Origin of the sequence: Streptomyces sp. NPDC101219 (assembly GCF_044767675.1) — a bacterium.
Lineage (GTDB): Bacteria > Actinomycetota > Actinomycetes > Streptomycetales > Streptomycetaceae > Streptomyces.
Genome location: NZ_JBIWOK010000001.1, coordinates 20,440 through 46,042 on the forward strand (window position 1 = coordinate 20,440; position 25,603 = coordinate 46,042).

The 25,603-nt window shown below is 74.1% G+C and carries 28 protein-coding genes; 17 read left to right on the forward strand and 11 right to left on the reverse strand.

What is annotated here, in order from left to right; genetic code table 11:
- Window positions 1–398 precede the first annotated feature (398 nt).
- Entirely contained in the window at window positions 399–983 is a 585-nt protein-coding gene (locus ACIRPP_RS00115; protein ID WP_403636571.1) for a hypothetical protein, read from the reverse strand.
- Window positions 984–1,550: 567 nt separating this feature from the next.
- Between ACIRPP_RS00115 and ACIRPP_RS00120 the strand changes: the two genes are divergently transcribed.
- Both ACIRPP_RS00120 and ACIRPP_RS00125 read left to right on the forward strand, forming a co-directional pair.
- The gene (locus ACIRPP_RS00120) at window positions 1,551–3,068 is read left to right on the forward strand and encodes a glutamate-cysteine ligase family protein (RefSeq protein WP_403636572.1); all 1,518 of its coding nucleotides are present in this window, start codon (window positions 1,551–1,553) and stop codon (window positions 3,066–3,068) included.
- A 103-nt stretch (window positions 3,069–3,171) separates the two neighbouring features.
- Window positions 3,172–3,972, forward strand: coding sequence for a type II CAAX endopeptidase family protein (locus tag ACIRPP_RS00125; RefSeq protein WP_164338640.1), 801 nt, complete (start codon window positions 3,172–3,174; stop codon window positions 3,970–3,972).
- Between the two features lie 42 nt (window positions 3,973–4,014).
- Here the strand turns inward: ACIRPP_RS00125 and ACIRPP_RS00130 are convergent, their stop codons facing one another.
- The gene (locus tag ACIRPP_RS00130) at window positions 4,015–4,836 is read right to left on the reverse strand and encodes a PhzF family phenazine biosynthesis protein (protein ID WP_403636574.1); all 822 of its coding nucleotides are present in this window, start codon (window positions 4,834–4,836) and stop codon (window positions 4,015–4,017) included.
- Between the two features lie 206 nt (window positions 4,837–5,042).
- On the opposite strand from ACIRPP_RS00130, the gene ACIRPP_RS00135 reads away from it, so the two are divergent.
- The gene (locus tag ACIRPP_RS00135; RefSeq protein ID WP_403636576.1) at window positions 5,043–5,672 is read left to right on the forward strand and encodes a PadR family transcriptional regulator; all 630 of its coding nucleotides are present in this window, start codon (window positions 5,043–5,045) and stop codon (window positions 5,670–5,672) included.
- A gap of 130 nt (window positions 5,673–5,802) precedes the next feature.
- Here the strand turns inward: ACIRPP_RS00135 and ACIRPP_RS00140 are convergent, their stop codons facing one another.
- Complete coding sequence (locus ACIRPP_RS00140; protein ID WP_403636578.1) at window positions 5,803–6,003, reverse strand: hypothetical protein; 201 nt, start codon at window positions 6,001–6,003, stop codon at window positions 5,803–5,805.
- Between the two features lie 197 nt (window positions 6,004–6,200).
- Here ACIRPP_RS00140 and ACIRPP_RS00145 point away from each other — a divergent pair, with 197 nt between their 5' ends.
- The 3 genes from ACIRPP_RS00145 (at window position 6,201) to ACIRPP_RS00155 (ending at window position 9,064) form a co-directional block, all read left to right on the forward strand.
- A complete protein-coding gene (locus tag ACIRPP_RS00145) occupies window positions 6,201–6,797 on the forward strand; it encodes a Clp protease N-terminal domain-containing protein (protein WP_403636580.1) in 597 nt (198 codons plus the stop codon).
- 89 nt (window positions 6,798–6,886) lie between these two features.
- Window positions 6,887–7,885, forward strand: a complete 999-nt coding sequence (locus tag ACIRPP_RS00150) for an EamA family transporter (RefSeq protein ID WP_403636581.1) — start codon at window positions 6,887–6,889, stop codon at window positions 7,883–7,885.
- Window positions 7,886–8,107: 222 nt separating this feature from the next.
- The gene (locus tag ACIRPP_RS00155) at window positions 8,108–9,064 is read left to right on the forward strand and encodes a DMT family transporter (protein ID WP_403636583.1); all 957 of its coding nucleotides are present in this window, start codon (window positions 8,108–8,110) and stop codon (window positions 9,062–9,064) included.
- A 330-nt stretch (window positions 9,065–9,394) separates the two neighbouring features.
- Here the strand turns inward: ACIRPP_RS00155 and ACIRPP_RS00160 are convergent, their stop codons facing one another.
- Window positions 9,395–10,093 (reverse strand): pyridoxamine 5'-phosphate oxidase family protein, encoded by a 699-nt coding sequence (locus ACIRPP_RS00160; RefSeq protein WP_403636585.1) that lies wholly within the window; start codon window positions 10,091–10,093, stop codon window positions 9,395–9,397.
- A 23-nt stretch (window positions 10,094–10,116) separates the two neighbouring features.
- Between ACIRPP_RS00160 and ACIRPP_RS00165 the strand changes: the two genes are divergently transcribed.
- The gene (locus ACIRPP_RS00165; protein WP_403636587.1) at window positions 10,117–11,454 is read left to right on the forward strand and encodes an aminotransferase class I/II-fold pyridoxal phosphate-dependent enzyme; all 1,338 of its coding nucleotides are present in this window, start codon (window positions 10,117–10,119) and stop codon (window positions 11,452–11,454) included.
- 35 nt (window positions 11,455–11,489) lie between these two features.
- Here ACIRPP_RS00165 and ACIRPP_RS00170 read toward each other — a convergent pair whose 3' ends face one another.
- Window positions 11,490–12,434, reverse strand: a complete 945-nt coding sequence (locus tag ACIRPP_RS00170; RefSeq protein ID WP_403636588.1) for a DMT family transporter — start codon at window positions 12,432–12,434, stop codon at window positions 11,490–11,492.
- A 75-nt stretch (window positions 12,435–12,509) separates the two neighbouring features.
- Here ACIRPP_RS00170 and ACIRPP_RS00175 point away from each other — a divergent pair, with 75 nt between their 5' ends.
- Window positions 12,510–13,430 (forward strand): LysR family transcriptional regulator, encoded by a 921-nt coding sequence (locus tag ACIRPP_RS00175; RefSeq protein ID WP_403636590.1) that lies wholly within the window; start codon window positions 12,510–12,512, stop codon window positions 13,428–13,430.
- A 55-nt stretch (window positions 13,431–13,485) separates the two neighbouring features.
- Here ACIRPP_RS00175 and ACIRPP_RS00180 read toward each other — a convergent pair whose 3' ends face one another.
- Entirely contained in the window at window positions 13,486–13,956 is a 471-nt protein-coding gene (locus ACIRPP_RS00180; protein WP_403636592.1) for a pyridoxamine 5'-phosphate oxidase family protein, read from the reverse strand.
- A gap of 134 nt (window positions 13,957–14,090) precedes the next feature.
- Between ACIRPP_RS00180 and ACIRPP_RS00185 the strand changes: the two genes are divergently transcribed.
- Window positions 14,091–14,759: a cysteine hydrolase gene (locus ACIRPP_RS00185; protein ID WP_403636593.1), complete on the forward strand. Its 669-nt coding sequence runs from the start codon at window positions 14,091–14,093 to the stop codon at window positions 14,757–14,759.
- Here ACIRPP_RS00185 and ACIRPP_RS00190 read toward each other — a convergent pair.
- The gene (locus ACIRPP_RS00190; RefSeq protein ID WP_403636595.1) at window positions 14,746–15,270 is read right to left on the reverse strand and encodes a Rieske (2Fe-2S) protein; all 525 of its coding nucleotides are present in this window, start codon (window positions 15,268–15,270) and stop codon (window positions 14,746–14,748) included. The two genes, ACIRPP_RS00185 and ACIRPP_RS00190, sit on opposite strands and share 14 nt — an antisense overlap.
- Before the next feature lie 172 nt (window positions 15,271–15,442).
- On the opposite strand from ACIRPP_RS00190, the gene ACIRPP_RS00195 reads away from it, so the two are divergent.
- Together ACIRPP_RS00195 and ACIRPP_RS00200 are read left to right on the forward strand one after the other, a co-directional pair.
- A complete protein-coding gene (locus ACIRPP_RS00195; protein WP_403636597.1) occupies window positions 15,443–16,207 on the forward strand; it encodes a HipA family kinase in 765 nt (254 codons plus the stop codon).
- Window positions 16,204–16,614, forward strand: a complete 411-nt coding sequence (locus ACIRPP_RS00200; RefSeq protein WP_403636598.1) for a DUF3037 domain-containing protein — start codon at window positions 16,204–16,206, stop codon at window positions 16,612–16,614. The genes ACIRPP_RS00195 and ACIRPP_RS00200 overlap by 4 nt, the downstream gene beginning before the upstream one ends.
- Here ACIRPP_RS00200 and ACIRPP_RS00205 read toward each other — a convergent pair.
- Window positions 16,595–17,104, reverse strand: coding sequence for an excalibur calcium-binding protein (locus ACIRPP_RS00205; protein ID WP_403636600.1), 510 nt, complete (start codon window positions 17,102–17,104; stop codon window positions 16,595–16,597). The genes ACIRPP_RS00200 and ACIRPP_RS00205 overlap by 20 nt on opposite strands.
- Window positions 17,105–17,416: 312 nt before the next feature.
- Between ACIRPP_RS00205 and fabG the strand changes: the two genes are divergently transcribed.
- The 5 genes from fabG to ACIRPP_RS00230 all read left to right on the forward strand — a co-directional run bounded on the left by fabG (window position 17,417) and on the right by ACIRPP_RS00230 (window position 22,219).
- Complete coding sequence (fabG, locus tag ACIRPP_RS00210) at window positions 17,417–18,178, forward strand: 3-oxoacyl-ACP reductase FabG (RefSeq protein ID WP_164332701.1); 762 nt, start codon at window positions 17,417–17,419, stop codon at window positions 18,176–18,178.
- A gap of 19 nt (window positions 18,179–18,197) precedes the next feature.
- A complete protein-coding gene (locus ACIRPP_RS00215; protein ID WP_403636601.1) occupies window positions 18,198–18,956 on the forward strand; it encodes an SDR family oxidoreductase in 759 nt (252 codons plus the stop codon).
- 239 nt (window positions 18,957–19,195) lie between these two features.
- Window positions 19,196–20,782, forward strand: a complete 1,587-nt coding sequence (locus tag ACIRPP_RS00220; protein WP_403636603.1) for an ABC transporter substrate-binding protein — start codon at window positions 19,196–19,198, stop codon at window positions 20,780–20,782.
- Between the two features lie 90 nt (window positions 20,783–20,872).
- Window positions 20,873–21,556, forward strand: coding sequence for a uracil-DNA glycosylase (ung, locus tag ACIRPP_RS00225; protein ID WP_403636605.1), 684 nt, complete (start codon window positions 20,873–20,875; stop codon window positions 21,554–21,556).
- 141 nt (window positions 21,557–21,697) lie between these two features.
- Window positions 21,698–22,219: a hypothetical protein gene (locus ACIRPP_RS00230; RefSeq protein ID WP_403636607.1), complete on the forward strand. Its 522-nt coding sequence runs from the start codon at window positions 21,698–21,700 to the stop codon at window positions 22,217–22,219.
- A 360-nt stretch (window positions 22,220–22,579) separates the two neighbouring features.
- Here the strand turns inward: ACIRPP_RS00230 and ACIRPP_RS00235 are convergent, their stop codons facing one another.
- The 3 genes from ACIRPP_RS00235 to ACIRPP_RS00245 all read right to left on the reverse strand — a co-directional run bounded on the left by ACIRPP_RS00235 (window position 22,580) and on the right by ACIRPP_RS00245 (window position 24,321).
- Entirely contained in the window at window positions 22,580–23,062 is a 483-nt protein-coding gene (locus ACIRPP_RS00235; RefSeq protein WP_403636609.1) for a hypothetical protein, read from the reverse strand.
- Window positions 23,063–23,174: 112 nt separating this feature from the next.
- Window positions 23,175–23,687 carry a DinB family protein gene (locus ACIRPP_RS00240; protein ID WP_403636611.1) on the reverse strand — a complete coding sequence of 171 codons (513 nt, stop codon included), beginning with the start codon at window positions 23,685–23,687 and terminating at the stop codon, window positions 23,175–23,177.
- Window positions 23,688–23,730: 43 nt separating this feature from the next.
- The gene (locus ACIRPP_RS00245; protein ID WP_403636612.1) at window positions 23,731–24,321 is read right to left on the reverse strand and encodes a TetR/AcrR family transcriptional regulator; all 591 of its coding nucleotides are present in this window, start codon (window positions 24,319–24,321) and stop codon (window positions 23,731–23,733) included.
- A gap of 85 nt (window positions 24,322–24,406) precedes the next feature.
- Between ACIRPP_RS00245 and ACIRPP_RS00250 the strand changes: the two genes are divergently transcribed.
- Window positions 24,407–25,600, forward strand: coding sequence for an FAD-dependent monooxygenase (locus ACIRPP_RS00250; protein ID WP_403636613.1), 1,194 nt, complete (start codon window positions 24,407–24,409; stop codon window positions 25,598–25,600).
- Window positions 25,601–25,603: the final 3 nt, after the last annotated feature.

Genomic DNA, 25,603 nt, shown 5'->3' on the forward strand with positions numbered 1-25,603 from the left:
GTCCTGTGGCATGACTGGTGGTGCAGTTGCGCGGCGTGAAGCGTCGTTCATGGCCGCCCCCCGTTGTGATAAGTCGGTCGGAAACCAGTGTTGCCTCAAGGGCGTCGATCCGCAGGGATTTCGCGGCACCGCCCCTCTTGGCTTGAGGACGCGTCACCCGCGCGGACGGTTCATCCCAACTGCACTGTCCCTTCGGGTGGTTCGAGGGGGCCGGATCGGGCTAGTCCGCCCGGGAGGGCCGCTCCGCGCGTGATCGGTGCGCAGGCGGGCAAGACGCGGGTGGTGCCGTTCAACGGCGCGTACCCCGCCGCATCCGGAAGCGTTCGGGGCGACGGGGTACGCGCGGAGACGGGCGACGGCTTTCGCGCGGCGGGCGCGAACGGGACACGGCCCGGGTGTCAGGCCGGGGAGCCGAGCAGCGGGGTCGGCGTCGCCCGGTGGGTCAGCACCGGCAGCAGGTCGGCCGCCCGGTGGGCGCGGTGTGCCGCGATCCCGGGCGGCGCCGGGGCCAGGGGCACGAGCAGGTCGGTCGCCGCCGGGTGGCCGGCGGCGGCGTCCGCGCCGCGGTCGCCGTGCAGCCACAGCGTCAGCATGTACAGCTCCGGCACGGACAGCAGCCGCGGCTGGTACGGCTCCGCCATCGCCTCGGCCTGGTGCAGCGCCAGTTCGGTGGAGGTGACGTAGGGCCCCTCGAAGAAGCGGGAGAACGTCCAGCCGTCGGGGGTGAGCACGGTGTCCGCGGCGGCGACCGCGTGCTCGCCCGAGCGGATCAGGAAGCGCCAGCCGGCCAGGCGCGTCGCGGACCCGCCCCCGGCGGTGATCCCGTCCAGGACGTGCACGGGCAGGGGCAGCTCGGCCGAGAGGGGGCGTGGGGCGCCGAGGAGGGAGGGGGTGCGGGCTTCCCGCACCGCGGTGGGGGAGGAAAGCGCGGTCAGGACCGAACGCAGTGCGGGCGCGGGAGCCGCAGGGACATGCAGGGGCATGGTGGGTCGCCTCTCATTCGCGGGCACGGTGGCACGAGGGCGGGGGGTGGCGGGGCGGGGCGGACGGCGCTGTCAGCTCGCGAAAGCCGGAGAGTCGGCGACCGGGTCCGAGTCCGCGAGGTGGGGGTGAGACTGCCGGACGTCACCTCGACGGCTGGATCACTCGACCGTGGCGCCAGCTCTCCGTCTTGTTCACGGAGTTTATACGAAACGTGTTAGGACTATGTTTCGTCTAGCTGTTTCGGGCCCGGGGAACAAGGGTACTTCCGGTCGATGAAATGCGGTAATCATCCTGGTTCCGCGTGAGGTGCGGGGCGGTGACCTGGGCGAATGAGCGGGGCGCGGTCGGCCCAATTCGATCGGCGTTTTTCACGATTTCTCAATGAGTGCGTGACGCCTGTTGCGCTTCATGCCCCGTGAATGTGCCACTGGTCACAATCCAACAGCGTAGCGGGTGCCGGGCCGTTCCGGGACGTTATCGATCGCATCGGCTGGGCATCCTCCACTGTGCACCGGGACCCCGGCGGCCGGTCTTCGGCCCGCCGCCCATCCGAGGAGGGACGTTCGATGGGGGAAAAGGTCGTGGCGGGTCAGTTCGACCTGTCCGATCGCCAGCTCTACCGCGACAAGCTGCGCAGGTGTCTGACGGGCTTGGAGCGGCTGCTGGCGGAGAAGCGGTTCGACCGCCCCAAGAACCTCATGGGGGTCGAGATCGAATTGAACCTCGCGGGTGCCGACGGCATGCCGAGAATGCTGAATGCGCAAGTCCTCGAACGGATCGCCAGCCGTGACTTCCAAACAGAACTCGCCATGTTCAACCTGGAAGTGAACATCGCCCCCCACCGGGTCGACGGCCGGGTTTTCGACCGGCTCGCGGAAGAACTGCGCACCTCCCTCGCGTACGCCGACCGGAAAGCCGCCGAAGTGGACGCCGGCATTGTGATGATCGGCATTCTTCCCACGCTCGACCGCGACGACCTGGTGTCCTCGAACCTGTCCGCCGTCGACCGCTACACCCTGCTCAACGACCAGATCGTGGCCGCCCGCGGGGAGGACTTCACCCTCGACATCGAGGGAGTGGAGCACCTCACGTGCACCTCGAAGTCCATCGCCCCCGAGGCGGCCTGCACCTCCGTGCAGCTGCATCTGCAGGTCACCCCGGACCGGTTCGCCGATGTGTGGAACGCGGCCCAGGCCGTGGCCGCCGCGCAGATCGCCGTCGGGGCCAACTCGCCGTTCCTGTTCGGCCGGGAGCTGTGGCGCGAGTCCCGGCCCCCGCTGTTCCAGCAGTCCACCGACACCCGGCCGCCCGAACTCCAGGCCCAGGGCGTACGCCCGCGCACCTGGTTCGGCGAGCGCTGGGTGACCTCGGCGTACGACCTCTTCGAGGAGAACCTGCGGTACTACCCGGCCCTGCTGCCGATCTGCGACGACGAGGACCCGCTGGAGGTGCTCGACCGAGGCGGCGTGCCCTCGCTGGCCGAGCTGGTCCTGCACAACGGCACCGTCTACCGCTGGAACCGCCCGGTCTACGGCATCGCCGACGGCGTCCCGCACCTGCGGGTGGAGAACCGGGTGCTGCCGGCCGGGCCGACCGTCATCGACGTGGTCGCCAACGCCGCCTTCTACTACGGGGTTGTCCGCGCCCTCGCCGAGGAGAGCCGCCCGGTGTGGACCCGGCTGCCCTTCGAGGCCGCCGCCGCCAACTTCGAGGCGGCCTGCAAGTACGGGATCGACGCCCGCCTCACCTGGCCCCGGCGCGGCCGCTACGGCAGTACGGCCGAGGTCGACGCGGTCGCCCTGGTGCGCGACGAGCTGCTGCCGCTGGCCGAGGCGGGGCTCGACGCGTGGGGCATCGAACCCGCCGACCGCGACCTGTACCTGGGAGTGATCGAGGAGCGGTGCCGGCGCCGGACGAACGGCGCGAGCTGGCAGGCCGCCACCTTCCACCGGGCCCTGGACGCCGGACTCGGCCGGGAGGCCGCGCTGGCAGCCACCACCCGCCGCTACCGCCGGCTCATGGTGCAGGGCGACCCGGTGCACAGCTGGCCCGTCGGGCTGCCCGAACCGGTCCCGGCCGGCTGACCGCGGCCGACAGCACCGGCAGACGGACGGGCCCGCCCCCGGCCGCCGCCCCGCACACCGACCGGCATACTGATCCGGACCGGTCGGTGATGGGGAGGCAGGCGTGCAGGCGGAGGCGGGCCAGGGGAGCGTTTCCCCTCCTCGGCGGGAGGTCCCCCGCAGAACTCTCCGCGACGAGACGCTTCTGGTGCTGGCGCTCTCCCTCGGCGCGAGCGCGGTCTCCGCGCTGATCAGCTTCGTCGGCTCGGTCACCAGGCCCGGAGGGCTCAAGGACCAGGCCGCCACCCTCAACGCCTCGGCCGCGCCCGGCCGCCCCTGGCTGGACCTCGCCTGGCAGCTCTTCGGGATCAGCACGGCACTCGTACCGGTCGCCCTGGTCGCGCACTTCCTGCTGCGTGAGGGCGCGAGCATGCGCAGCCTGGGCTTCGACCGCACCCGTCCCTGGTCCGACCTCGGGCGCGGTGCCGCCGTCGCCGCCGTCATCGGCAGTACCGGCATCGCCTTCTACCTCGCCGCGCGCGGCCTCGGCTTCAACCTCACCGTGGTGCCCGAGGCGCTGCCGGACGTGTGGTGGAAGTTCCCGGTGCTGATCCTCTCGGCGCTGGAGAACTCCGTGGTCGAGGAGGTCATCGTCCTCGCCTATCTGCTGCGCCGGCTCGACCAGCTGGGCTGGGGACCGGGCGCGGCGCTGGCGGCGAGTGCGGTGCTGCGCGGGTCCTACCACCTCTACCAGGGCATCGGCGGCTTCATCGGCAACATGGTGATGGGCGTGGTCTTCGTCCTCCTGTACCGCAGGTGGGGCCGGGTCGGGCCGCTGGTGGTCGCCCACACCCTGCTCGACATCGGCGCGTTCGTCGGCTACGCCCTGCTGGCCGGGAAGGTCGGCTGGCTGCCGACCGCCTGAGCGGGCGGGCGCGGCCCGTGTCCCCCGCGCCCGCCCGGTGGGTCATGTGCCGGGGAGCCGGAGCAGCTCGCCCTCGATGACCGTCACCGCACGCCCGCTGAGCAGGGTGCGCGCGCCGCGCACCTCGGTGCGGATCCGGCCGGGACGGCCCGAGGCCTGGAGTCCGGTGAGGACGGTGCGGCCGAGGCGCTCGGACCAGTACGGCGCGAGCGCGGTGTGGGCGCTGCCGGTGACCGGGTCCTCGTCGACGCCGACGTTCGGGAAGAAGCAGCGCGAGACGAAGTCGTAGCCGCGGGACGGGCCGGCCGCCCGGGCGGTGGCGATGATGCCGCGCCCGGAGTGGGCGGCGAGGGCCCGCAGGTCGGGCCGCAGGGCGTGCACCGTGTCCTCGTCGGCCACCTCGACGAGCAGGTCCCCGACGTCCGGGCCGGTGTCGAAGGCCGTAAGCGCCGCGGTGCCGAGCGCATCGTCGAGCCCCGGCGGGACCTCGACCGCGGTGAGCGGGGCCGTGGGGAAGTCCAGGGTGAGGGAGCCGTCCCCGTCGGCCTCGGCGCGCAGCACGCCGCTGCGGGTGGCGAAGCGCACCGGGCCCCGGTGCGTGCCGGTGGAGTGCAGCACGTGGGCGGTGGCCAGCGTGGCGTGCCCGCACATCGCGACCTCGGCGACCGGCGTGAACCAGCGCAGCGCCCAGTCCGCCCCGCCGCCCGGCGGGAGGGGGTGCGCGAAGGCGGTCTCGGCGTGGTTGACCTCGCGGGCGACGTCCTGCATCCAGGCGTCGTCGGGAAAGGCGTCCAGGAGCAGCACTCCGGCCGGATTGCCGGCGAAGGGCCGGTCGGTGAAGGCGTCGACGATTCGGATCCGCATGGCTCGACGGTAGGGCCTGTGCGGGAACGCCCGGGCCGGGCTCCCGTCGGGGTGTGCCCGGCCGGTGCGGCGGTTCGGTGCTTCCGCCCGGTGCGGCCGTCCCTTGTCCGCCCGGTGTGTCCGGCAAAGAGGGTTGTCGATGGAGTGTCAGCGATATATCGTTGAAGCATCGCGACAGATCAACGATGGAATGGAGAGTGGTTGCCATGCGCACCCACGGACACGAACACCGGTACGGTCACTGCGGCCCGCAGGGCGGCGGGGGTGACTTCGAGCGGCTCCGCGCCGCCTTCGGACCCTTCGGCCCGGGCGGTCCCGGTGGCGGCGGGCCGGGCTTCGGCCCGGGCTTCGGACACGGCCCCTGGGGCGGACGAGGCCGCGGCGGGCCGAGGGGAAGGGCACGGCGCGGCGATGTGCGCGCCTCGATCCTCGCCCTGCTGAAGGAACGGCCGATGCACGGCTACGAGATGATCCAGGAGATCGCCGAGCGCAGCGGCGGGGCGTGGAAGCCCAGCCCCGGCTCCGTGTACCCCACCCTGCAACTGCTGGAGGACGAGGGGCTGATCGCCAGTGAGTCGGACGGCGGCAAGAAGCTGTTCGCGCTCACCGACGAGGGCCGGACGGCCGTCGAGGAGGGACCCGAGGCTCCCTGGGAGGAGGCCTCGCGCGGGGTCGACTGGGAGGCGCTGGGTGAGATCCGGCAGGCCGGCTTCGGGCTGATGGAGGCCTTCGGGCAGGTCTGGAAGACGGGCAGCAAGGAGCAGCGGGACAAGGCGCTCGCCGTCATCAACGAGGCCCGCAAGAAGCTGTACCTGATCCTGGCCGACGAGGACTGAGCCCCCGGGGCGGCGGTCCCGGCGCGTCACGCGGCGCCCCACGGCAGTACGCGGGGCGCCGTCGCGCTGTCCGGGCTGCGGTGGCGGGAACGTAGCCGTGGCGTGCACAATCCGCACGGCTGACGTGGCGTCAGGAATCGGTCCGGCCGACCCGGCGTATGACCGCCGCGTCGAACACGTCCCAGGCGCGGGGGAAGGGCCCCTCGTCGTGGCAGTGCCACGCCTCCCAGAACAGATCGGCGGGCAGGGCGTCGCCGGGGGCGTACACCCGGTAGACGTACTGCCTGCCGTCCGCCGCAGGCAGCGCCACCAGCCAGCACCCGCTCTCCATGTCCGTGGGGGACGAGCGGGCGGGTCCGCGCGGTTGCCTCCGGGGCGTGGGTCAAGGCGGCGCGCGCCCCCGGGGCGGGAACGGCCGGATCTCCTTCCCAGGGATGAGGTCCGAGGGCCGGAGTCCGCTTGTCGTGGGACGCCAGGATGCTCCCCGCCGGGGATGCCCTCCGCCCGCCCGGATGATGGGGTGTTGGCGTGCAACCCCGTATCCCCCGGCAGACGCCCCACGACCCCGCGGAGCAGGGCCTGCGCCGAGCGGACCACGACGCCGGACTGAGCGCGGACCTGGCGGCGGTGGTCGCCGGTGCCCGCCGCCGCGCCCTCAGGGACGGGGACCGCCAGATCGACACCGCCCACCTGCTGCACTCGCTCCTGGAGTCGGACGCCGAGGTGAGCGCGGTCTTCGGCGAGGGCCCGGGCAGCGCCCGGCTGCTCGGCTATCTCGTCCAGCGCAGCATCGGCTACGGCCTGCGCTGGCAGAGCGCGGTGGAGGACTCCGGCGCCGTCCAGGTCGTCGACGGCTCCGCCGCCGGCCTCTCGCCGCTGGCCGCCGCCTGCATGGGGCGGGCGCGTGAGCGTGCCGCACGGCACGGCGGACCCGCGCGCGGACCGGACCTCCTCGCGGCGATCGTGGACGACCCGCAGGCCCGCGCCGTCGAGGTGCTCGAGCGGGCCGGGATCGACGTGCCCGGGCTGACCGCCCGCATCGGGGCGAGCCCGGCCGGCTCCGGGGGAGCCCGCGCGGGCGGCGCGGGCCACGCCGACCGGACGTTCGGGGACCGGGGCCACTGAGGCGCCGCACCGGCCGGCCGGGCCGTCCAGTCGATGAGACAGGTCCCAACAGAGGTGACGCTCCTGTCGTCGCCTGACATCATGAGGCGGTGCAAACGTCTGTCAGCGTGCCCGGGGGCCGCGGAAAGGGTGTCGGACTCGGTCTGGCGCTGCTCTCCGCGGTGGCCTTCGGAGGATCCGGTGTCGCGGCCAAGCCCCTGATCGAGGCGGGCCTCGATCCCCTCCACGTGGTGTGGCTCCGGGTGGCCGGCGCCGCCCTCGTCATGGCCCCCCTGGCCGTCCGCCACCGGGGCCTGCTGCGCCGCCACCCCGCCCTGCTCGCCGGATTCGGCCTGCTCGCCGTGGCCGGTGTCCAGGCCTGCTACTTCGCCGCCATCTCGCGCATCCCGGTCGGGGTCGCGCTGCTGGTGGAGTACCTGGCGCCCGCGCTCGTCCTCGGCTGGGTGCGGTTCGTGCAGCGACGGCCGGTCACCCGGGCCGCGGCGGTCGGCGTGGTGCTGGCGGTCGGCGGACTGGCCTGCGTCGTCGAGGTGTGGGCGGGACTCGGCTTCGACGCCCTGGGGCTGCTGCTCGCGCTCGGCGCCGCCTGCTGCCAGGTCGGCTACTTCGTCCTGTCCGACCAGGGCAGCGACGCCGGTGACGAGGCCCCCGACCCGCTCGGGGTGATCGCCTTCGGGCTGCTCATCGGCGCCGCTGTGCTCACCGTCATCTCCCGGCCCTGGTCCATGGACTGGTCCGTGCTCGCGGGCACCGCGCAGATGGACGGCACCCCCGTCGCCGCGGGCCTGCTGGTGGGCTGGGTCGTGCTGATCGCGACGGTGCTCGCCTACGGCACGGGCGTGCTCGCCGTACGCCGGCTGTCGCCGCAGGTCGCGGGGGTGGTCGCCTGCCTGGAGGCGGTCATCGCCACCGTCCTGGCCTGGTTCCTGCTCGGCGAACACCTCTCTGCGCCCCAGATCATCGGCGGTGCGGTGGTGCTGGCCGGCGCCTTCATCGCCCAGTCCTCGGCCCCCGCCAAGGGGTCCGACCGGCCCGTGGCCCGGGGCGGCCCGGACCGGGAGTTGTCCTCGCCCGGAACGGCCGCCTAAGGTGCTGATCATGCATGCTCGCGCACTCGTTCTTCCGCCTCCGGCCGCCTGAGGCGGGCCCTCCGGTACATCCGCCCGGCCGGTCGCCGGGCGTGACGGTGCTGCCCGCAGACGAAGTCCGCGGATCGAGCCGCCCCGGCCCCGGCCGGGACCGCCGGATCCCTTCCTGAACTTCCGCACCCACGCCGACGAGCGGGGTGCGCGTATCTGCGGAGAGAACACGTGTCGAACGCCGTCTCCGGCCTGCCCGTCGGGCGTGGCCTGCTCTACCTGATCGTCGCCGGTGCCGCCTGGGGCACGGCGGGCGCCGCCGCGTCGCTGGTCTACCGGACCAGCGACATGGGGCCCGTCGCCCTGTCCTTCTGGCGCTGCGCGCTCGGGCTGGTGCTGCTGTACGCGGCCCGGCTGCTGTCGCGGCGCCCGCGCGGCACCACCACCGAGCCGCTGCGCCGCCGGCTGCTGCGCGCCGGAGCCACCGGGACCGGCCTCGCCGTCTTCCAGACCGCCTACTTCGCGGCCGTCTCCGCGACCGGCCTGGCCGTGGCCACCGTCGTCACCCTCGGCGCGGGGCCGGTGCTCATCGCCCTCGGGGCCCGGCTGACCCTCGGGGAGCGGCTCGGTCGGGGCGGCCTGGCCGCCGTCGCCGGGGCGCTCGCCGGGCTGGTGGTGCTGGTCCTCGGCGGCGGGGACGCGACCGTCGACACCTGGGGCGTGGCGCTCGCCCTGCTGTCCGCGGCCGGCTACTCGACGATGACGCTGCTCACCCGCTGGTGGGGGCGCGACGGTGCCACGGACGCCTCCGGCACGACCATGGGGGCGTTCGCCGTCACCAGCCTGGTCCTGCTGCCGCTCGCCGCCGTCGAGGGACTGCTGCCGCACACCGACCGGCCGGGCGCACTGCTGCTCCTGGTCCTCTACGTCGCGTCCGTGCCGACGGCGCTCGCCTACGGCCTCTACTTCGCCGGTGCGGCCGTGGTCCGCTCGGCCACGGTCTCCGTGATCATGCTGCTGGAGCCGGTGAGCGCGGCCGTCCTGGCCGTCGCCCTGCTCGGTGAACGGCTGACCGCGGCCACCCTGGTCGGCACCCTGCTGATGCTGGGCTCGGTCGCCGGGCTCGCGGCGGGCGAGGCCCGCGCCGCCCGGGCCGGCCGGCCGGAACCGGAGGCCGTACCGGTGTGACGCGGCGGGGCGGGCCGGGCGGGGGAGCGGACCGGCCCGTACACCGCCGGCGCCGGCCGCGGGGAGCGGGACCGCCCCGCTCACCGGTGCACGGGTGTCCCGGGCGCCGTCCCGGAGGGCCCCCTGTGGGCAGGGGCGGATCAGCGTGCCGGGGACGCCAGGTAGGCGGGCGGGACGGTGCCGGGGCCGGGTCGGGAGCGGACCGGCCCGTCCACCGCCCGGGGCGCGCGCAGGCGGGGGGCGGGATCGCCCGGTTCACGCGTGCACGACGTGCGTGCGGGCTCCCGTGCCCCGGGCGCCGTCCCGGAGGGCCCCGTGGGCAGGGGCGGATCAGCGTGCCGGGGACGCCAGGTAGGCGGGCAGGGCGGTGCCTGGGGCCAGGTCCGGGTCGGGGATCGGGGTGCCGTAGGTCCGGTGCAGGGGCAGGACGCCGGCCCAGTGCGGGAGGGCGAGGTCCTCGGGCTCGTCGTTGACGCCACCGGTGCGGACCTTGGCGGAGACCTCGTCCAGGTCGATGCGGATCACGGCGGTGGCGGCGAGCTCCTTCTTGTCGGCCGGGCGGCAGTCGGCGGCCCGGCCCGGCACCGCCTGCTCGACGAGGGAGTCCAGGGCCCGGCCCTTCTCCTCGGGGTCGGTCACATCGTGGGCGAGGCCGTGCACCACCACGGAGCGGTAGTTGACGGAGTGGTGGAAGGCGGAGCGGGCCAGCACCAGGCCGTCGACGTGGGTGACGGTCAGGCACACGGGCAGGCCGGAGCCGGCGCGGCCCGTGTCGCGCAGCGGCCGTGAGCCGGTCGAGCCGTGCACGTAGAGGCACTCGCCGACGCGGCTGTAGAGGGTGGGCAGGACCACCGGTGCGCCGTCGCGGACGAAACCGAGGTGGCAGACACAGCCCTCGTCGAGTATCGCGTGCACCGACTCCTTGTCGTAGGAGGCGCGTTGGGCGGCGCGGGTCGGGACGGTGCGTCCGGTGGGCGCGTACGACGGCGGTGGCTGCTGCGGCGGGGTCCCCGGCATGGCGTTCTCCATTGCACTAGTGCATAATTGGCTTTGTGCTAGGAGAATATCGGATCACAGGGAGTCGTGCGGCGGAGATTTCCGCCAGCATCGAGCGCGGGGTGGGCGAGGGGGCGCTGCGCCCCGGTCAGCCGCTTCCTCCCCTCCGGGAACTGGCGGAGCGGCTCGGGGTGAACCCGAACACCGTCGCCGCGGCCTACCGGACGCTGCGGGAGCGCGGGGTCATCGAGACCGCGGGCCGGCGCGGGAGCCGGGTGCGGTCCAAACCGGCCACCACCGTGCGCGACCTCATCCGGGTGGAGGTGCCGGAGGGCGTGCGCGACCTCTCCGAGGGCAATCCCGACCCCGCCCTGCTGCCCCCGCTCGCCGGGGTGCTCGCCGCCGCGGCCGCGCAGGGCGACCGCGACCCGGTGCTCTACGGCAGTGACCCGGTCGCCCCCGAACTGGCCCGGCCGGCCCGGGCGGGCCTCGACGCCGACGGCGTCCCGGACGGGCCCCTCGCCGTCACCTCCGGCGCGCTGGACGGCATCGAACGCGTGCTGGCGGCCCACCTCAGACCCGGGGACGCGGTCGCCGTGGAGGACCCCGGCTGGGGGAGCCTGCTGGACCTCGTTCCCGCGCTCGGGCTGCGGACGCGGCCGGTCGGGGTCGACGACGAGGGCCCGCTCCCGGACGACGTGCGGCGCGCCCTCGCGAGTGGCGCGCGGGCCCTCGTCGTCACGGCCCGGGCGCAGAATCCGACCGGTGCCGCGGTGAGCGAGGCCCGTGCGCGGGCGCTGCGGTCCGTGCTCGCCGGCCACCCGGGGACCGTGCTGATCGAGGACGACCACGGGCACCACATCGTCGACCTCCCGCTGCATCCGCTCGCCGGAGCCACCCCCACCTGGGCGTTCGTGCGGTCGGCGGCGAAGGCGTACGGCCCCGACCTGCGGCTCGCCGTGCTCACCGGTGACCCGGTCACCCTCGACCGGGTGCGGGGACGGCAGCGGCTGGGCCCCGGCTGGGTGCCCCTGCTCCTGCAGCGCGCGGTCGCGCGGCTGTGGGCCGGCGGCGCGGTCGACCCGGGCGCCGTCGCCGCGGCCTACGGGCGGCGGCGCGACGCGCTGATCGGGGCGCTGGCCCGGCGGGGGATCGAGGCCCACGGGCGCAGCGGGATGAATGTGTGGGTGCCCGTACCCGACGAGACCGGCGCGGTGGCCCGTCTGCTGCACGCGGGCTGGGCGGTGGCGCCCGGCGCCCGCTTCCGGTCCGACGCGCCACCGGGCATCCGCATCACCGTCTCCACCCTCGCCGCCGACGAGGCCGAACCGGTCGCGGAGGCCGTCGCGGCGGCGCTCGGACCTCCCGCGGGGGCGGCCCGGACGTACGTCTAGCGCCGTCCGGGCGGGTACCGGGCCCCGGAGGGTGCCTACCGTGTCCGGCGCGGCCTCACCTGGGTGAGTGCCGCGCCCGCCAGGACGATCACCGCGCCGACCGGTACCGACCAGGTCAGCCGCTCGCCGAGGATCGTGATGCCGGCCGCCGCCGCGATGACCGGGATGAAGTACGTCACCATCTGGCCGGTCGTCGGGCCGACCTCGGCGACCAGGCCGTACTGGACGAGCATGGCGATGCCGGTGCCCAGCGTGCCCAGCGCGGCGATCGCCAGCAGCGGCACGACCGCGAGGCCGTCCGGCGCGGACGTGAACAGGGGCGTCACGACGGCGAGTTGCACGGTGGCCAGGAGGAGTTGTCCGCCCGTCAGCGACAGGTGGGAGTGGGGGTTGCCGGCCAGGGTGCGCCGGACGTAGATCCAGCCGACCGGATAGCTCAGCGAGGCCAGCAGCGCCATGGACGTCCCCCGCGCGTCCAGGCCCTCGAACCCCTGCCACGCGCCCAGCACCGTCAGCACCCCCACGAAGCCCACCGCGAGCCCCGCCAGCCGCACCCGGGACGGCCGGTCCTCGGAGAGGGCGACGAGCGACAGGGCCATGCCCCACAGCGGCGAGGTCGCGTTGCAGATGCCCGCCAGCGTGGACGGGATGGTCAGCTCGGCGAACGCGAACAGGGAGAACGGCAGGGCGTTGAGCAGGAAACCGGCCACCGCGAGGTGTCCCCAGGTGCGCAGACCGCGCGGCAGGCCCTCGCGCCGCATCGCCATCACCGCCGCCAGCACGGCCGTCCCGAAGACGAGCCGGCCGAGCGTGACCTGGAAGGGGGCGTAGCCCTCGGTGCCGACCTTGATGAGGAGGAAACTGAATCCCCAGATCAGGGACAGGGCGCCGAACCGGATGCGCCAGTCGAGCCGACGGCGGGGCCGGCCGGGCGTCCGGGGGGCGGGGACCGGGGTGGTGGTCGAGGTGCTGCTGCTCATGGACGCAACAATGCGGGAGCGCCATCTCGTAGCACAATCGAGAATTCGCACGCGGTATCTCGTAGCATCACTTACATGTTGAACCTGGAGCGCCTGCGCACCCTCGACGCCCTCGCCCGGCACGGCTCGGTCAGCGGCGCCGCGGCGGGGCTGCACATCACCACCTCCGCCGTCTCGCAGCAGATGGCCAAGCTGGAGCGCGAGGCCGGGCAGCGGCTCCTCGCCAAGAACGGCCGCGGAGTGCGTCTCACCGACGCGGGCCGGCTGCTCGCCGAGCACGCCGCGCGCATCCTCTCCCAGGTCGAGCTCGCCCAGGCCGACCTGGAGGCGCAGCGCGGTCAGGTCGCCGGTGAGCTGCGGGTGTCCGCTTTCCCCACTGCGGCGCGGGGCCTGTTCCCCACCGCGCTGGCCGCCCTGCGGGAGCAGCACCCCGCACTGCGCGTGCGCTCCCGCGAGCTGGAGCCCGAGAAGGCCATCTCCGGCGTGGTCCGCGGTGACCTGGACCTGGCGGTGGTGCTCGACTGGTACAACAAGCCGATGCCGCTGCCGGACGGCCTGGTGAAGGCACCCGTCCTCGACGACGCCGCCGATGTCGCCCTGCCCGCCGGGCACCGGCTGGCCGGCCGGGACGAGGTGGACCTCGCGGAGCTCGCCGACGACGAGTGGATCACTTGGGGCGAGGGCGAGTTCTGCCACGAGTGGCTGATGTTCACCCTGCGCTCCCGGGGCATCGAGCCGATCGTCGGCCACCGCGCGGCGGAGAGCCACACCCAGCTCGCGCTGGTCGCGGCCGGTCTCGGCGTGTGCATCGCCCCGCTCCTCGGCCGCAATCCGCTGCCCGACGGCGTCGTCACCGTCCCCCTGCGGCAGCGGGTCCGACGGCACGTGTACGTCGTCTGGCGCGCGGACGCCGACCGCCGCCCGTCGATCCGGGCGGCGGTGCGCGAGCTGCGGGCGGCGGGGCAGCGGGCCGGCGGAGCGGGCGCGCGGGACTGACGGGCGGCGCGCGCCGGTGACCGGTGGACGTGGTGCCGGCCGCGGGCCGCGCCGGCTACCGGGCGGCCCCCAGCTTCCTGAAGTCCCAGGACACGACCTTCTCCGGAGTCAGCCGCACCCAGGCGTGCCGGCCGTCGTGCGGCATCTCCTCCAGACCGAAGTTCTTCCGGGCGAACAGTGTCTCGGGGACGTCCAGTTCGGCGTGCAGCTCGCCGATGCGGGGCGCCTCGCCCACGAAGTCGACGCGGCCGGACAGCTCCGCGCCGCGCAACTCGTCGTACTCCTCGCCGGTGTCCACCACGATCGCCACCCGCGGATCACGGCGCAGCTGCGCCCAGCGCTTGCTGCGCACCACCGAGTACAGCCAGATCGAGACACCGTCCCAGGCGAACCAGAGCGTGCTCACATGCGGTGCGCCGTCGGCCGACACCGTGGCCACCCGGCAGGTGCGCTGGGTGGTGAGGAAATCGTCCAGCTCGCCGGGCGTCATCATGATCTTCCGGCCCCGGCGTTGTGTGGCGGACATACGGCCCCCTCTTTCTCTCACGTCGTGTCAGAGGAGATCCTCTGACATCACGTCAGAAAAGGATGAGTCGTCTTCCCCCCGCACGCAACGGTGACTACCCTCACCCGCCCAGCCGCCGACGACCAGGGGGAACCGTGCCGTCGTACGCAGCGCTCGGCGACCTGCTCGAACCCGCCACCACCGTCCTGCTCACCGTCGAATGCCAGGAGGGCGTCGTCGGAGAGAAGGGCGCCCTGCCCGAACTCGCCGCCGAGGTCCGCTCCTCCGGCGCCCTCGCCCGGATCGCCGAGCTCGTCGACGCCGCCCGCGCGAGCGGCATCCAGATCGTCCACGCCGTGGCCGAACGCCGGCCGGACGGCCGGGGCGCCAACCGCAACGCCCGGTTGTTCCGTGCCGCCGAACGCCTCCCGGTGCGCCAGCTGACCGGCAGTGCCGCCGTCCGGGTGGCCGCCCCCGTCCAGGTGGCCGACGAGGACCTCGTCGTCCGCCGGCTGCACGGCCTGTCCCCGATCCAGGGCACCGACGTCGACGCGCTGCTGCGCAACCTCGGCTGCCGCACGCTGATCGTGACCGGCGTGTCGGCGAACGTGGCCGTCCCCAACGCCGTGTTCGACGCGGTCAACCGCGGCTACACCGTCGTCCTGCCCACCGACGCCGTCGCGGGCGTGCCGGCCGACTACACCCGCGCGATGATCCGGCACACCCTGTCCCTGGTCGCCACCCTGGCGACCACGGACGAGGTGCTCACGGCGATCGCCCGGCGCCGGCCCGCGGCCGCACCCCGGCCGCTCAGGCCAGGGTGATCGAGTCCCCGTCGACGGTGATCGGCACGGACGGCAGCGGCTCGGGCGCCGGGCCGCCCTGCACACTGCCGTCGGTGATGGAGAAGTTGCTGTCGTGGCAGGGGCAGTTGATGACCCCGTCCGAGACGCTCTGCACGGCGCATCCCCGGTGGGTGCAGGTCGCCGAGAACGCCTTGAACTCACCGGCCGACGGCTGGGTGACCACGACCTTGCGGTCGGCGAACACCTTGCCGCCGCCCTCGGGGATCTCCGCGGTCGTGGTGAGCGCGCCGCCGGCGCCCCCGCCCTTGCCGCCGTCCCCCGCGCCGCCGTCCGCCGAACCACCGGCGGAGGCACCGGAGTCGGCGGCCGGCGAGGTGTCGTCGGAGCCCTCGCACGCGGTGAGCGCCGCGGCGAGGCCCGCCGCGGTGACCGTCGCCACCACGGCCCGGCGCCCCGGTCCCGTCGGGGCGTCCTCGTGCTCGGGCGCGGCCGGGGGAGTGGTGGAGGGCTTGAGCGATGCGCTGGTCATGCAGTGTGTCCCTTCCGGGGAGGATGATCCGGTCAGAGGTACGGTCAGCGGGCCCACGCTGTTCAGCGCTGCCAGCTTGACCTCCCGGGGGTCGGACGGACGTAAGCCACAGCTGTCGTTTCCCTGTCGGCCTCCGCGCGGGGCGGGCGCGGAGATCGCGTAGCCTGACGAGGTGCTGACCGACGTCACCGCCACCCGCTACATCACCCCCCTGCGCGAAGGCGGTTCCCTGCCCGGCCTGATCGAGGCCGACGATCTCGGCACCTACGTGCTGAAGTTCACCGGCGCGGGACAGGGCGGCAAGACGCTGGTCGCCGAGGTGCTGTGCGGGGAACTGGCCCGCCGGCTGGGGTTCCGGGTGCCGCGGCTGGTGACGGCCGAGGTCGATCCGGTGCTCGCCCTGGCGGAGCCCGACCAGGAGGTGCAGGCGCTGCTCAGGTCCAGCGGCGGCACCAACCTGGGCATGGAGTTCCTCTCCGGCGCCCTCGGCTTCGATCCGTCGGCCTTCGACGTGGACCCCCGGGAGGCGGGGCGGGTCATCTGGTTCGACGCGCTGGTGAACAACGTCGACCGCTCCTGGCGCAACCCGAACCTCCTGCGGTGGCACGGCGAACTCTGGCTCATCGACCACGGCGCGACCCTGATCTGGCACCACAACTGGCCCGGCGCCGAAGCCTCCGCGGCCCGCCCCTACGACGCCTCCGAGCACGCCCTGCGCACCTTCGCACCCGACGTCGCGGCCGCCGCCGCCGACCTCGCGCCGCTGGTCACCGAGGATCTGCTCGCCGAGGTCACCGCCGCGATCCCGGATGTCTGGCTGGACGGCGAGCCCGGTTTCGCCGCACCGGACGACCTCCGGCGGGCCTACGCGCGCCCCCTGCTCGCCCGGGCGGCCGACGTGCACCGGCGGGTCACCGGCATCGAGGAGGTCCGGTGAACGGCCGCCACGTGTACGAGTACGCCCTGCTGCGGGTGGTGCCGCGCGTCGAACGCGGTGAATGCGTCAACGCCGGGGTGCTGGTGTACTGCCGGCCCCTGTCGTTCGTCGGGGCCCGCACCCACCTGGACGAGGCCCGGCTGCTGGCCCTGGACCCCGACGCCGACCTGGCGGGGGTGCGGGCCGCGCTGCGCGCTGTTGAGAAGGTGTGCGCGGGCGGGGACGCGGCGGGACAGGCCGCGCGGGACGACGCCGGACGCCGCTTCCGCTGGCTGATCGCCCCCCGCTCCACCGTCGTGCAGCCCGGCCCGGTGCACACCGGCCTCACCGCCGATCCGGCGGACGAGGCGGACCGGCTGCTCGACCTGCTGGTGCGTCCGCCCGGGTTCAGGCGCGACGGCGCCTGAGCAGGTAGCCGCCGACGGCGAGGGCGCCCGCCACGAACGCCGCGCCGATGCCCGCCTCCAGGCCGCTCGGGCCGCTGTCGGACGAGCCGCCCAGTCCGCCCCGCACCCCGCGCGACGCTGCGGCGGCCGGCGACGTCGACGTCGCGACGACGGAGGGCGTGAGGGTGGGCACGGGGGTGGGCACGGTGGTGGGAGTCGTGGAGCCGGTGGGGGACACGGACGGGGCGGCCGTCGTCGGCCGGGGGGAACTGGTCGAGGAGGCCGTTTCGTCGGCGCGCCGGGGGAGGGCCTCGCAGGCGATGCCGTCGTCGGGGCCCTGGTCCTCGTCGAGACGATGCGGGTCGCGGGGGTTCGAGTCGAACAGTGCCTGCGCGTCCTCCTGATGGGTGAAGTCGCGGCAGTCCAGGTCCTGGGCGTGCGCGGCGGAGGACTGCGGCAGGACCGCGGCGAGCGCGATCAGGGTGCCTATGGCACCGGTGCGACGGCGCATGGAAGCGCCTCCTTTCCGGCCACGGATGGCCCGGCCTCCGACGCTAGGCGCGCCCCGCTCCCCGGGCGCGCAGCCGTGGGCCGATCGGGTGCCGGGCGCGGACGGCGGCCCGGACGCGGGCCGGGGGCGCCTGCCTCCGGGGGCGCGGGGGTGGGGCGCTGCCGCGGGGGGTAATGGATCACACAGTCCGGGTGTGCCGTTGACACCGCGTGCCAGGGCTTCTAGCGTCACGTCTGCTGAAGGTACTAAGCGGTCGCTCACTTGCTGGGCCGGGCCGCTGGAGCCGCACCCCAAGGGCGAGGAGAAGCAGCAATGTCCACCACTGAGCAGCGGGTCGCGGTCGTCACCGGTGCCGCGCGCGGCATCGGCGCCGCCACCGCCGTACGACTGGCCGCCGAGGGCCGCGCCGTCGCCGTGATCGACCTCGACGAGGCCGCCTGCAAGGACACCGTCGAGAAGATCACCGCCGCGGGTGGGAAGGCCGTCGCCGTCGGCTGCGACGTCTCCGACGAGGCGCAGGTCGAGGCCGCCGTCGCGCGGATCGCCGAGGAGCTCGGCGCCCCCACCATCCTGGTCAACAACGCGGGCGTGCTGCGCGACAACCTGCTGTTCAAGATGAGCGTCTCCGACTGGGACACGGTCATGAACGTGCACCTGCGCGGTGCCTTCCTGATGTCGAAGGCCTGTCAGAAGCACATGGTGGACGCGGGCTTCGGCCGCATCGTCAACCTGTCGTCCTCCTCCGCCCTCGGCAACCGCGGTCAGGTCAACTACTCCGCCGCCAAGGCCGGCCTCCAGGGCTTCACCAAGACCCTCGCCAAGGAGCTCGGCAAGTTCGGCGTCACCGCCAACGCCGTCGCCCCCGGCTTCATCGCCACCGAGATGACCAAGGCCACCGCCGACCGCGTCGGCATGGGCTTCGAGGACTTCAAGGCCGCCGCCGCCACCCAGATCCCCGTCGCCCGGGTCGGCGAGCCCGACGACATCGCCAACGCCATCGCCTTCTTCACCGGCGAGGCGGCCGGCTTCGTCTCCGGCCAGGTGCTGTACGTGGCCGGCGGGCCGCTCGACTAGGACATCGGGAGCACAGGACATGACCGCAGTGGAACTCTCGGGCAAGGTCGCCCTGATCACCGGTGCCAGCCGCGGCATCGGCTACGGCGTAGCCGAGGCGCTGATCGCACGCGGCGACCGGGTGTGCATCACCGGCCGCAACGAGGACGCCCTCAAGGAGGCCGTCGAGGCGCTGGGCGCCGACCGGGCCATGTACGTGGCCGGCAAGGCGCACGACGAGAGCCACCAGGCCACCGTCGTCGAGCGCACCATGGAGACCTTCGGCCGGGTCGACTACCTGGTCAACAACGCCGGGACCAACCCGGTGTTCGGGCCGATCGCCGACCTCGACCTGAACGTGGCCCGCAAGGTCTTCGAGACCAACGTGGTCTCCGCGCTCGGCTTCGCCCAGCGCACCTGGCACGCCTGGCAGAAGGACAACGGCGGCGCGATCGTGAACATCGCGTCCGTCGCCGGCCTGGCGCCCTCGCCGTTCATCGGCGCGTACGGGGTCAGCAAGGCCGCGCTGATCAACCTGACCGTGCAGCTCGCCCACGAGTTCGCGCCGAAGGTACGGGTCAACGCCATCGCCCCGGCCGTGGTGAAGACCAAGTTCGCGCAGGCGCTGTACGAGGGACGGGAGGCGGAGGCCGCCGCCGGCTACCCGCTGGGCCGCCTCGGGATGCCCTCCGACATCGGCGGCGCCGCCGCGTTCCTCACCTCGGAGCAGTCGGACTGGGTCACCGGCCAGACCCTCGTGGTCGACGGCGGCATCTTCCTCAACGCCGGCGTGGCCTGACCGCCACCCCGCACCGCCCGGCGGGGGCACCGCTTCCGCACCGGGGCACCACGACGGTCCGGGCACGGGCGTCCCTTGACGAAAGGGGCGCCCGTGTCGGCGTTCCGGGGCTTGTGGGGGGATATGACAACGTAGTCGGTTGCGGCTCGATCTCAACTGTCGTCCGGGGGAGGGCCACCCGGCGGAACACTGCGGTATCGTCTGCCGACCCTTGGTACGGCAGATCGAGGAGCGTGCGCGTGTTCAACCGGAACCGAGGCCTGCGGCGGATGGCGGCCATCGCGTCCATATCGTCGTTGGTCGCCGGATGTGGCATCTTGTCCTCCGATACCCCGGATGACGAGGGGCCAATCGTCGTGGGGACGACCAGTGCACCCAGCACGCTGGATCCTGCCGCTTCCTGGGACAGCTCCTGGGAGCTCTTCCGCAACATCTACCAGACCCTGCTGAGCTACCCGGTCGGCGCGACGACGCCCCAGCCGGACGCCGCCGAGAGCTGCGCGTTCTCCGACGACTCCAACCAGGTCTTCCGCTGCGAACTGCGCGAGGGGCTGAAGTTCTCCGACGGCTCCACGCTCGACGCCAAGGCGGTCAAGTACTCCATCGACCGCATCCGCAAGATCAACGTCAACGGCGGTCCGGCGGGTCTGCTCGGCAGCCTCGACCGGGTGCAGGCGCCCAGCGAGCGCGAGGTGGTCTTCCACCTCAACAAGCCCGACGCGACCTTCCCGTTCGTGCTGGCCACGCCCGCCATGTCGATCGTCGCCCCGGACGCCTACCCGGCCGACGCCCTGCGCAAGGACGGCGGCATCGTCGGCTCCGGGCCGTACGGGCTGAGCTCCTACGACGAGGGCAAGAAGGCCGAGCTCGTCCGCAACGACCGGTACAAGGGGTTCGCCAAGCCGCGGAACGAGGCCGTGACGGTCCGCTACTTCCAGGACTCCCAGACCATGGTCCAGGCGCTGCGCGGCAAGGAGGTCGACATCACCTACCGCGGCCTGGCCGCCGACGACATCATCGACCTCCAGAGCCGGACCAGCTCGGAGGAGGAGATCCAGCTCGTCGAGGGCACCGGGACCGACATCAGCTACCTGGTGTTCAACCCCAAGGACCCGTGGGCCGGAAAGAAGGAGGTGCGCCAGGCCATCGCGCAGGTCATCGACCGCGGGGCCATCGCGCACAAGATCTACAAGGACACCGTCGACCCGCTGTACTCCATGGTCCCCAAGGGTCTCACCGGCCACACCACCGGCTTCTTCGACGACTACGGCGAGCCCAGCGTGGCCAAGGCCAAGGAGATCCTCACCGATGCGGGCATCACCCAGAAGGTGCCGCTGACCTTCTGGTACACCACGGACCGCTACGGCTCCGCGACGGCGCTGGAGTTCAAGGAGCTCGAACGGCAGCTGGAGGCGTCCAAGCTGTTCGACATCACGCTCAAGAGCCGCCCCTGGAAGACCTACGTCACCGGCTACCAGAAGGGCGAGTACCCGGTCTTCGGCCGTGGCTGGTTCCCCGACTTCCCGGACGCGGACAACTTCATCGCCCCGTTCGTCGGCAAGCAGAACGCGCTCGGCACGCCCTACGAGGCGACCGAGATCACCAACGTCCTGCTGCCGCGCTCCCGCCGGGAGAGCGACCGCGGCAACGTGGTGCGCGAGTTCGAGGAGGCCCAGCAGATCCTCGTGGAGGACGCACGGCTGCTCCCGCTGTGGCAGGGCCGGCAGTACGTCGCGGGCAGCCGGGACATCTCGGGCGGCGAGCGGGCCCTGGACCCCTCGACGATCATGATGATGTGGGAGCTGTCCCGCAAGACCAGCTGGTGACGGGCCGGGCAGCGGTGGGCGGGGCCGGTTGTCAGTGCTCGCCGGTAGGTTCTCCTACCGGCAAGTGACCGCAATCGTGAGGACGTTGACGTGACCGACATCGCCATGCTGCCCGAGTCCTGGCGCGGGGTTCTGGGTGACGAGCTGCAGCAGCCCTACTTCAAGGAGCTGGTGGAGTTCGTCGAGGAGGAGCGGGCGAGGGGGCCCGTCTACCCGCCCCGCGAGGAGGTCTTCGCGGCGCTGGACGCGACGCCCTACGACAAGGTCAAGGTCCTCGTCCTCGGCCAGGACCCGTACCACGGCGAGGGCCAGGGGCACGGCCTGTGCTTCTCGGTCCGGCCGGGCGTGCGGACCCCGCCGTCGCTGCGCAACATCTACAAGGAGATGCACGCGGAGCTGGGCACGCCCGTCCCGGACAACGGCTATCTGATGCCGTGGGCCGAGCAGGGCGTGCTGCTGCTCAACGCGGTGCTCACGGTGCGCGCCGGCGAGGCGAACTCGCACAAGGGCCGGGGCTGGGAGAAGTTCACCGACGCGGTCATCCGCGCGGTGGCGGACCGGCCCGACCCGGCGGTCTTCGTGCTGTGGGGCAACTACGCGCAGAAGAAGCTGCCCTTGATCGACGAGACCCGCCACGTGGTGGTCAAGGGCGCGCACCCCTCGCCGCTGTCGGCGAAGAAGTTCTTCGGCTCCCGCCCGTTCACGCAGATCAACCAGGCCCTCGCCGCCCAGGGCCACGCGCCGGTCGACTGGACCATCCCCGACCTCGGCTGACGCCCCGCACCGGGTGCGGCGGGGCCCCGTCCGCCCGCACCCGGAGGACGCCCCGGTGCGTCCCGGGGCGCGCCGTCCGCCGTCGCCGTCTCCTGCGGCTAGCGTCGTGGGGACAGCCGGCGAGCGGGTGCGGAGGACGCGGTGGCGAAACGACAGGGCCGGGCGGCGCCGGACGCCGTGCTGACACGGATCGGGCAGGTCGTGATGCTGCACCACGCGGGGGACCGGGAGGAGGCCCGCCGGCGCCTCCTGGGCCTGTGGACGGAGATCGGCGAGCACGGCGATCCGCTGCACCGCTGCACCCTGGCGCACTACCTGGCCGACACCCAGGACGACCCTGAGGACGAACTCGCCTGGGACCTGCGGGCCCTCACGGCCGCCGAGGAGGCCCGCGGCGACCGGCCGGGCGGCTTCGTCGACGCGCCCGGGGTGCGCGCCCTCTACCCGGCCCTGCACCTGAGCCTGGCCACCGACTACGCCGGGCTGGGCCGCCCCGACGCCGCCCGCACCCATCTGAGCCGGGCCAGGGGCGCGGCCCGCGCGCTGGCCGACGACACCTACGGTGAGGGCGTCCGGGCCGCGATCCGCCGGCTGGAGATCCGGCTGGGGGAGAGCGACCGCCCGCCCGGGGGCGGGTGGGGGCCGCCCGGGCAACGGCAGTAGGGCCGAGCGGGCCCTCGCGGCTGCCCGGCCGGGGCTCTCACGGCTGTGCGGTCCCGGCGCGCTGCCCGGGCAGGGCGAGCTCCCCCCCCCGGCCCGGGCCGCGCTCGCGCTCCCGGCGCCGGCGCGTCCGCGCGGGATCGCGTCGGGGTCTTACCGGCCGTACACCTCGCGGCGGATGGCCGCGTGGGGGTTGTCCGGGTTCCACTGGCCGTTGTCCTGCCGAGGGCGGAGGCGCTGGTGCCCTCGCCGGTGGCCGGTCCCGGTCGGGCGGCCTGTTCGGCGGCCCCGGGCGCGATGTCCGGCCCGGGCCGCGCTCGCGCTCCCGGCGCCGGCGCGTCCGCGCGGGATCGCGCCGTGGCTTCACCGGCCGTACACCTCGCGGCAGATCGCCGCCTGGGGGCTGCCCTGGTCCCAGCGGCCGTACGTCCTGCCGAGCGCGCAGACGTCGGTGCCCTCGCCGAGGGCCGGTCCCGGCCGGGCGGGCGGTTGGGCGGCGCCGGGCGGGCGGCCGTCGTCCGGGGGCGCCGGACGCCCCGGGCGGGCGGTCGAGCCGTGGCCCGGCGGGGGCAGGGGGCGCTCCGGTGCCGGGGCCGGGGGAGCGGCGCGGGACGGGGGAGCGGCGGACGGCCGCGCGGGGCGGGACGGTCCGATCATCTCCAGGGCCTCCCGGGCGGGCGCCTGCACGACCGGTGTGCGGATCACCCCGTCCGGGCGCGGCGCCGGCGCCCCCGACGGGGCGGCCGGCGGTCCGGGGGCGGCGGGCGGCGGGACCGTGACACAGCCCGCGAGGGCCGACACCGCCACGGTCAGCAGCAGGGTCGCTGTCGTCGTCGTTCGATGCACCCGGGCCACTCTGCTGGCTCCGGGCGCCTCCCGGACGGCGGATGCCCCTCGGATGCCCCGCACGGGTGATCTCCGCCCCCTTCCGGGCGCCGCGCGGGGGCCGGGGGTGACGTCACTCGCCGGTCGCGCCGTCCAGGGCCTCGCGGATCAGGTCGGCGTGGCCGTTGTGCCGCGCGTACTCCTCGATCATGTGCGTGTAGAGCCAGCGCAGGTTGTAGCGCTCGCCGGTGCGGGCGTGTGTGCCCTTCGACAGGTCGTCCAGCGCGAACCCGGCCGCGTTGCGCCGCGCAGCCTCGATCTCCTCCTGCCAGGTCGCGTACGCCTCGGCCCAGGTGTTCGCCGGGGTGAGGTGGAACTCGCCGTCCGGGGCGGCCTCGCTGTAGTGGATCGGGCCGGCGTCCTCACCCGCCAGCACCCGGCGGAACCAGCCGCGTTCCACGTCGGCCATGTGCCGGACGAGCCCCAGCAGGGTCAGCTCGGAGGGGGACACCGACGCGGTGCGCAGCTGCGCGTCGGTCAGGCCCTCGCACTTCCAGGCCAGGGTGCGGCGGTGGTAGTCGAGCCAGCCTTCCAGCATGGCGCGTTCGTCGGCGTCGGTGGCGGGTTCACGTCGCTCGGTCGTCATGACCGCATCCTTGCCGATCCCGTGCCCGGCCCACTACGCGTTTTCAGCCACCGAGCATGCCCCGCAGCACTTCCCGCAGGCTCGCGCGGAGTTCCTCGGGGCCCGGCGTCCTCGAACCGAACGACCCGGCCACGCAGGAGAGCATCATCCCGTCCGCCCAGGCGATCAGCGACAGCGCGTGCCGGTCGGGTTCCGTGGAGCCCAGGTCCGTGACGAGGGCGGTGAGCAGCTCATGGAACCGGGCGCCGGTGGCGTCGAAGTAGGCGCGCAGTGCGGGGCGCCGGGTCGCCTCCAGGGCGAGTTCGTAGCGGGCCACGGTGAGTTCGCGGTGGCGGGTCAGCGCGCGGTGAGTGGCCAGGGCGAGCGCCTCCACCACCGCGGGGGCGCCCCGGCGGGGGTCCGGCAGCGCGTCCAGGGCGAGGACCCGGGCCTCCCGCTCGGCGAGCCGGCGCACCGTCAGCTCCAGCAGCGCCTCCCGGGTGCGCGCCACGTTCGACGTGGAGCCCTGCGGGAGTCCGGCCGCCTCGTCGACTGCCCGGTGGGTCAGCCCGCGCATCCCCCGCTCGGCGAGCAGGGCCAGGGCGGCGTCGGCGACGAGGTCGGCGCGGGCGGCGCCTGCGGTGCTCACGGACATGAGCACAACCTACCCGGCTCACTACTCCTGTAGTACATTGGAGACCAGGAGCACTACAGATGTAGTCGCGCCGGGAGGAGCAGCCATGCCACAGGTGAAGCGGGCCGTCGTGATCGGCGGCGGGATCGGCGGCCTGACCGCCGCGTCCGCCCTGCACCGGCGCGGGATCCGGGTGACGGTGCTGGAGCGGGCCGCGTCGCTCGCACCGGTCGGCGCGGCCATCTCCCTGGCGCCCAACGCCCTGCGCGCCCTGGACGTCATCGGCCTCGGGGACACCGTCCGCGCCCTGTCCGCCTTCCAGGGCGACGGGGGCGTCCGCGCGCCGGACGGCCGGTGGCTCGCCCGGACCAGTGCCGCCGCGGCGAGCGAACGCTTCGGCGGGCCGCTGGTCCTCGTCGCCCGCGCCACCCTCGTCGGCCACCTGGCCGAGACCCTTCCGCCGGACGCCGTCCGCACGGCCGCCACCGCCCGCATCCTCGACCCCGGGGACCCGGCCGACCCCGCCCGGCCGGCCCGGGTGGGCACCCCCGACGGAGAACTGACGGCGGACCTCGTGGTGGCCGCCGACGGCGTCCGCTCGGGCGTGCGGAGCACGCTCTTCCCCGCCCACCCCGAGCCCGTCTACGCCGGATTCACCACCTGGCGGGTGCTCATCCCGCTACCGGGCGCCGAGTTCTCCTCGCACGAAACCTGGGGCCGGGGCCGCATCTGGGGCACCCACCCGCTCCGGGACGGCCGGGTCTACGCGTACGCCGCCGCCCGGACCCCCGCGGGCGGGAGGGCGCCCGACGACGAGAAGGCCGAACTGCTGCGCCTCTACGGCGACTGGCACGACCCGGTCCCCGCCGTCCTGGCCGCCGCCCGGCCCGAGGACGTCCTGCGGCACGACGTGCACCACCTCGCCGAGCCGCTGCCCGCCCTCCACCGCGGCCGGGTCGCGCTGATCGGCGACGCCGCGCACGCCATGCCGCCCAACCTCGGCCAGGGCGGCAACCAGGCCGTCGAGGACGCCGTCGTCCTCGCCCACCACGCCGGTGACCCGGCCGCCTACACGGCCGCCCGGCTGCCCCGCACCACCGCCGTCGCCCGCCAGGCCGTCCGGGCGGCCCGGCTGAACCTGATGACCAACCGGGCCGGCATCGCGGTGCGCGACCACGCCCTGGCCGTGCTCGCGAAGGCCGCGCCGGGCCTCGCCCTGCGCACCTTCGACGGCATCGCCGACTGGCGCCCGCCGCAGCAGCCGTATGCTTCCCCGCAGACCACGGCAGGCAACGGCTAGAGG

What these genes read in the sequence shown, in the direction of transcription:
- ACIRPP_RS00115 (WP_403636571.1), bottom strand. Translation starts at nt 983, where the DNA reads ATGCCCCTGCATGTCCCTGCGGCTCCCGCGCCCGCACTGCGTTCGGTC.
- fabG (WP_164332701.1), top strand. Translation starts at nt 17,417, where the DNA reads ATGTCCACCACTGAGCAGCGGGTCGCGGTCGTCACCGGTGCCGCGCGC.
- ACIRPP_RS00160 (WP_403636585.1), bottom strand. Translation starts at nt 10,093, where the DNA reads ATGGAGAACGCCATGCCGGGGACCCCGCCGCAGCAGCCACCGCCGTCG.
- ACIRPP_RS00135 (WP_403636576.1), top strand. Translation starts at nt 5,043, where the DNA reads ATGCGCACCCACGGACACGAACACCGGTACGGTCACTGCGGCCCGCAG.
- ACIRPP_RS00250 (WP_403636613.1), top strand. Translation starts at nt 24,407, where the DNA reads ATGCCACAGGTGAAGCGGGCCGTCGTGATCGGCGGCGGGATCGGCGGC.
- ACIRPP_RS00130 (WP_403636574.1), bottom strand. Translation starts at nt 4,836, where the DNA reads ATGCGGATCCGAATCGTCGACGCCTTCACCGACCGGCCCTTCGCCGGC.
- ACIRPP_RS00190 (WP_403636595.1), bottom strand. Translation starts at nt 15,270, where the DNA reads ATGACCAGCGCATCGCTCAAGCCCTCCACCACTCCCCCGGCCGCGCCC.
- ACIRPP_RS00245 (WP_403636612.1), bottom strand. Translation starts at nt 24,321, where the DNA reads ATGTCCGTGAGCACCGCAGGCGCCGCCCGCGCCGACCTCGTCGCCGAC.
- ACIRPP_RS00215 (WP_403636601.1), top strand. Translation starts at nt 18,198, where the DNA reads ATGACCGCAGTGGAACTCTCGGGCAAGGTCGCCCTGATCACCGGTGCC.
- ACIRPP_RS00120 (WP_403636572.1), top strand. Translation starts at nt 1,551, where the DNA reads ATGGGGGAAAAGGTCGTGGCGGGTCAGTTCGACCTGTCCGATCGCCAG.
- ACIRPP_RS00205 (WP_403636600.1), bottom strand. Translation starts at nt 17,104, where the DNA reads ATGCGCCGTCGCACCGGTGCCATAGGCACCCTGATCGCGCTCGCCGCG.
- ACIRPP_RS00180 (WP_403636592.1), bottom strand. Translation starts at nt 13,956, where the DNA reads ATGTCCGCCACACAACGCCGGGGCCGGAAGATCATGATGACGCCCGGC.
- ACIRPP_RS00140 (WP_403636578.1), bottom strand. Translation starts at nt 6,003, where the DNA reads ATGGAGAGCGGGTGCTGGCTGGTGGCGCTGCCTGCGGCGGACGGCAGG.
- ACIRPP_RS00170 (WP_403636588.1), bottom strand. Translation starts at nt 12,434, where the DNA reads ATGAGCAGCAGCACCTCGACCACCACCCCGGTCCCCGCCCCCCGGACG.
- ACIRPP_RS00175 (WP_403636590.1), top strand. Translation starts at nt 12,510, where the DNA reads ATGTTGAACCTGGAGCGCCTGCGCACCCTCGACGCCCTCGCCCGGCAC.
- ACIRPP_RS00240 (WP_403636611.1), bottom strand. Translation starts at nt 23,687, where the DNA reads ATGACGACCGAGCGACGTGAACCCGCCACCGACGCCGACGAACGCGCC.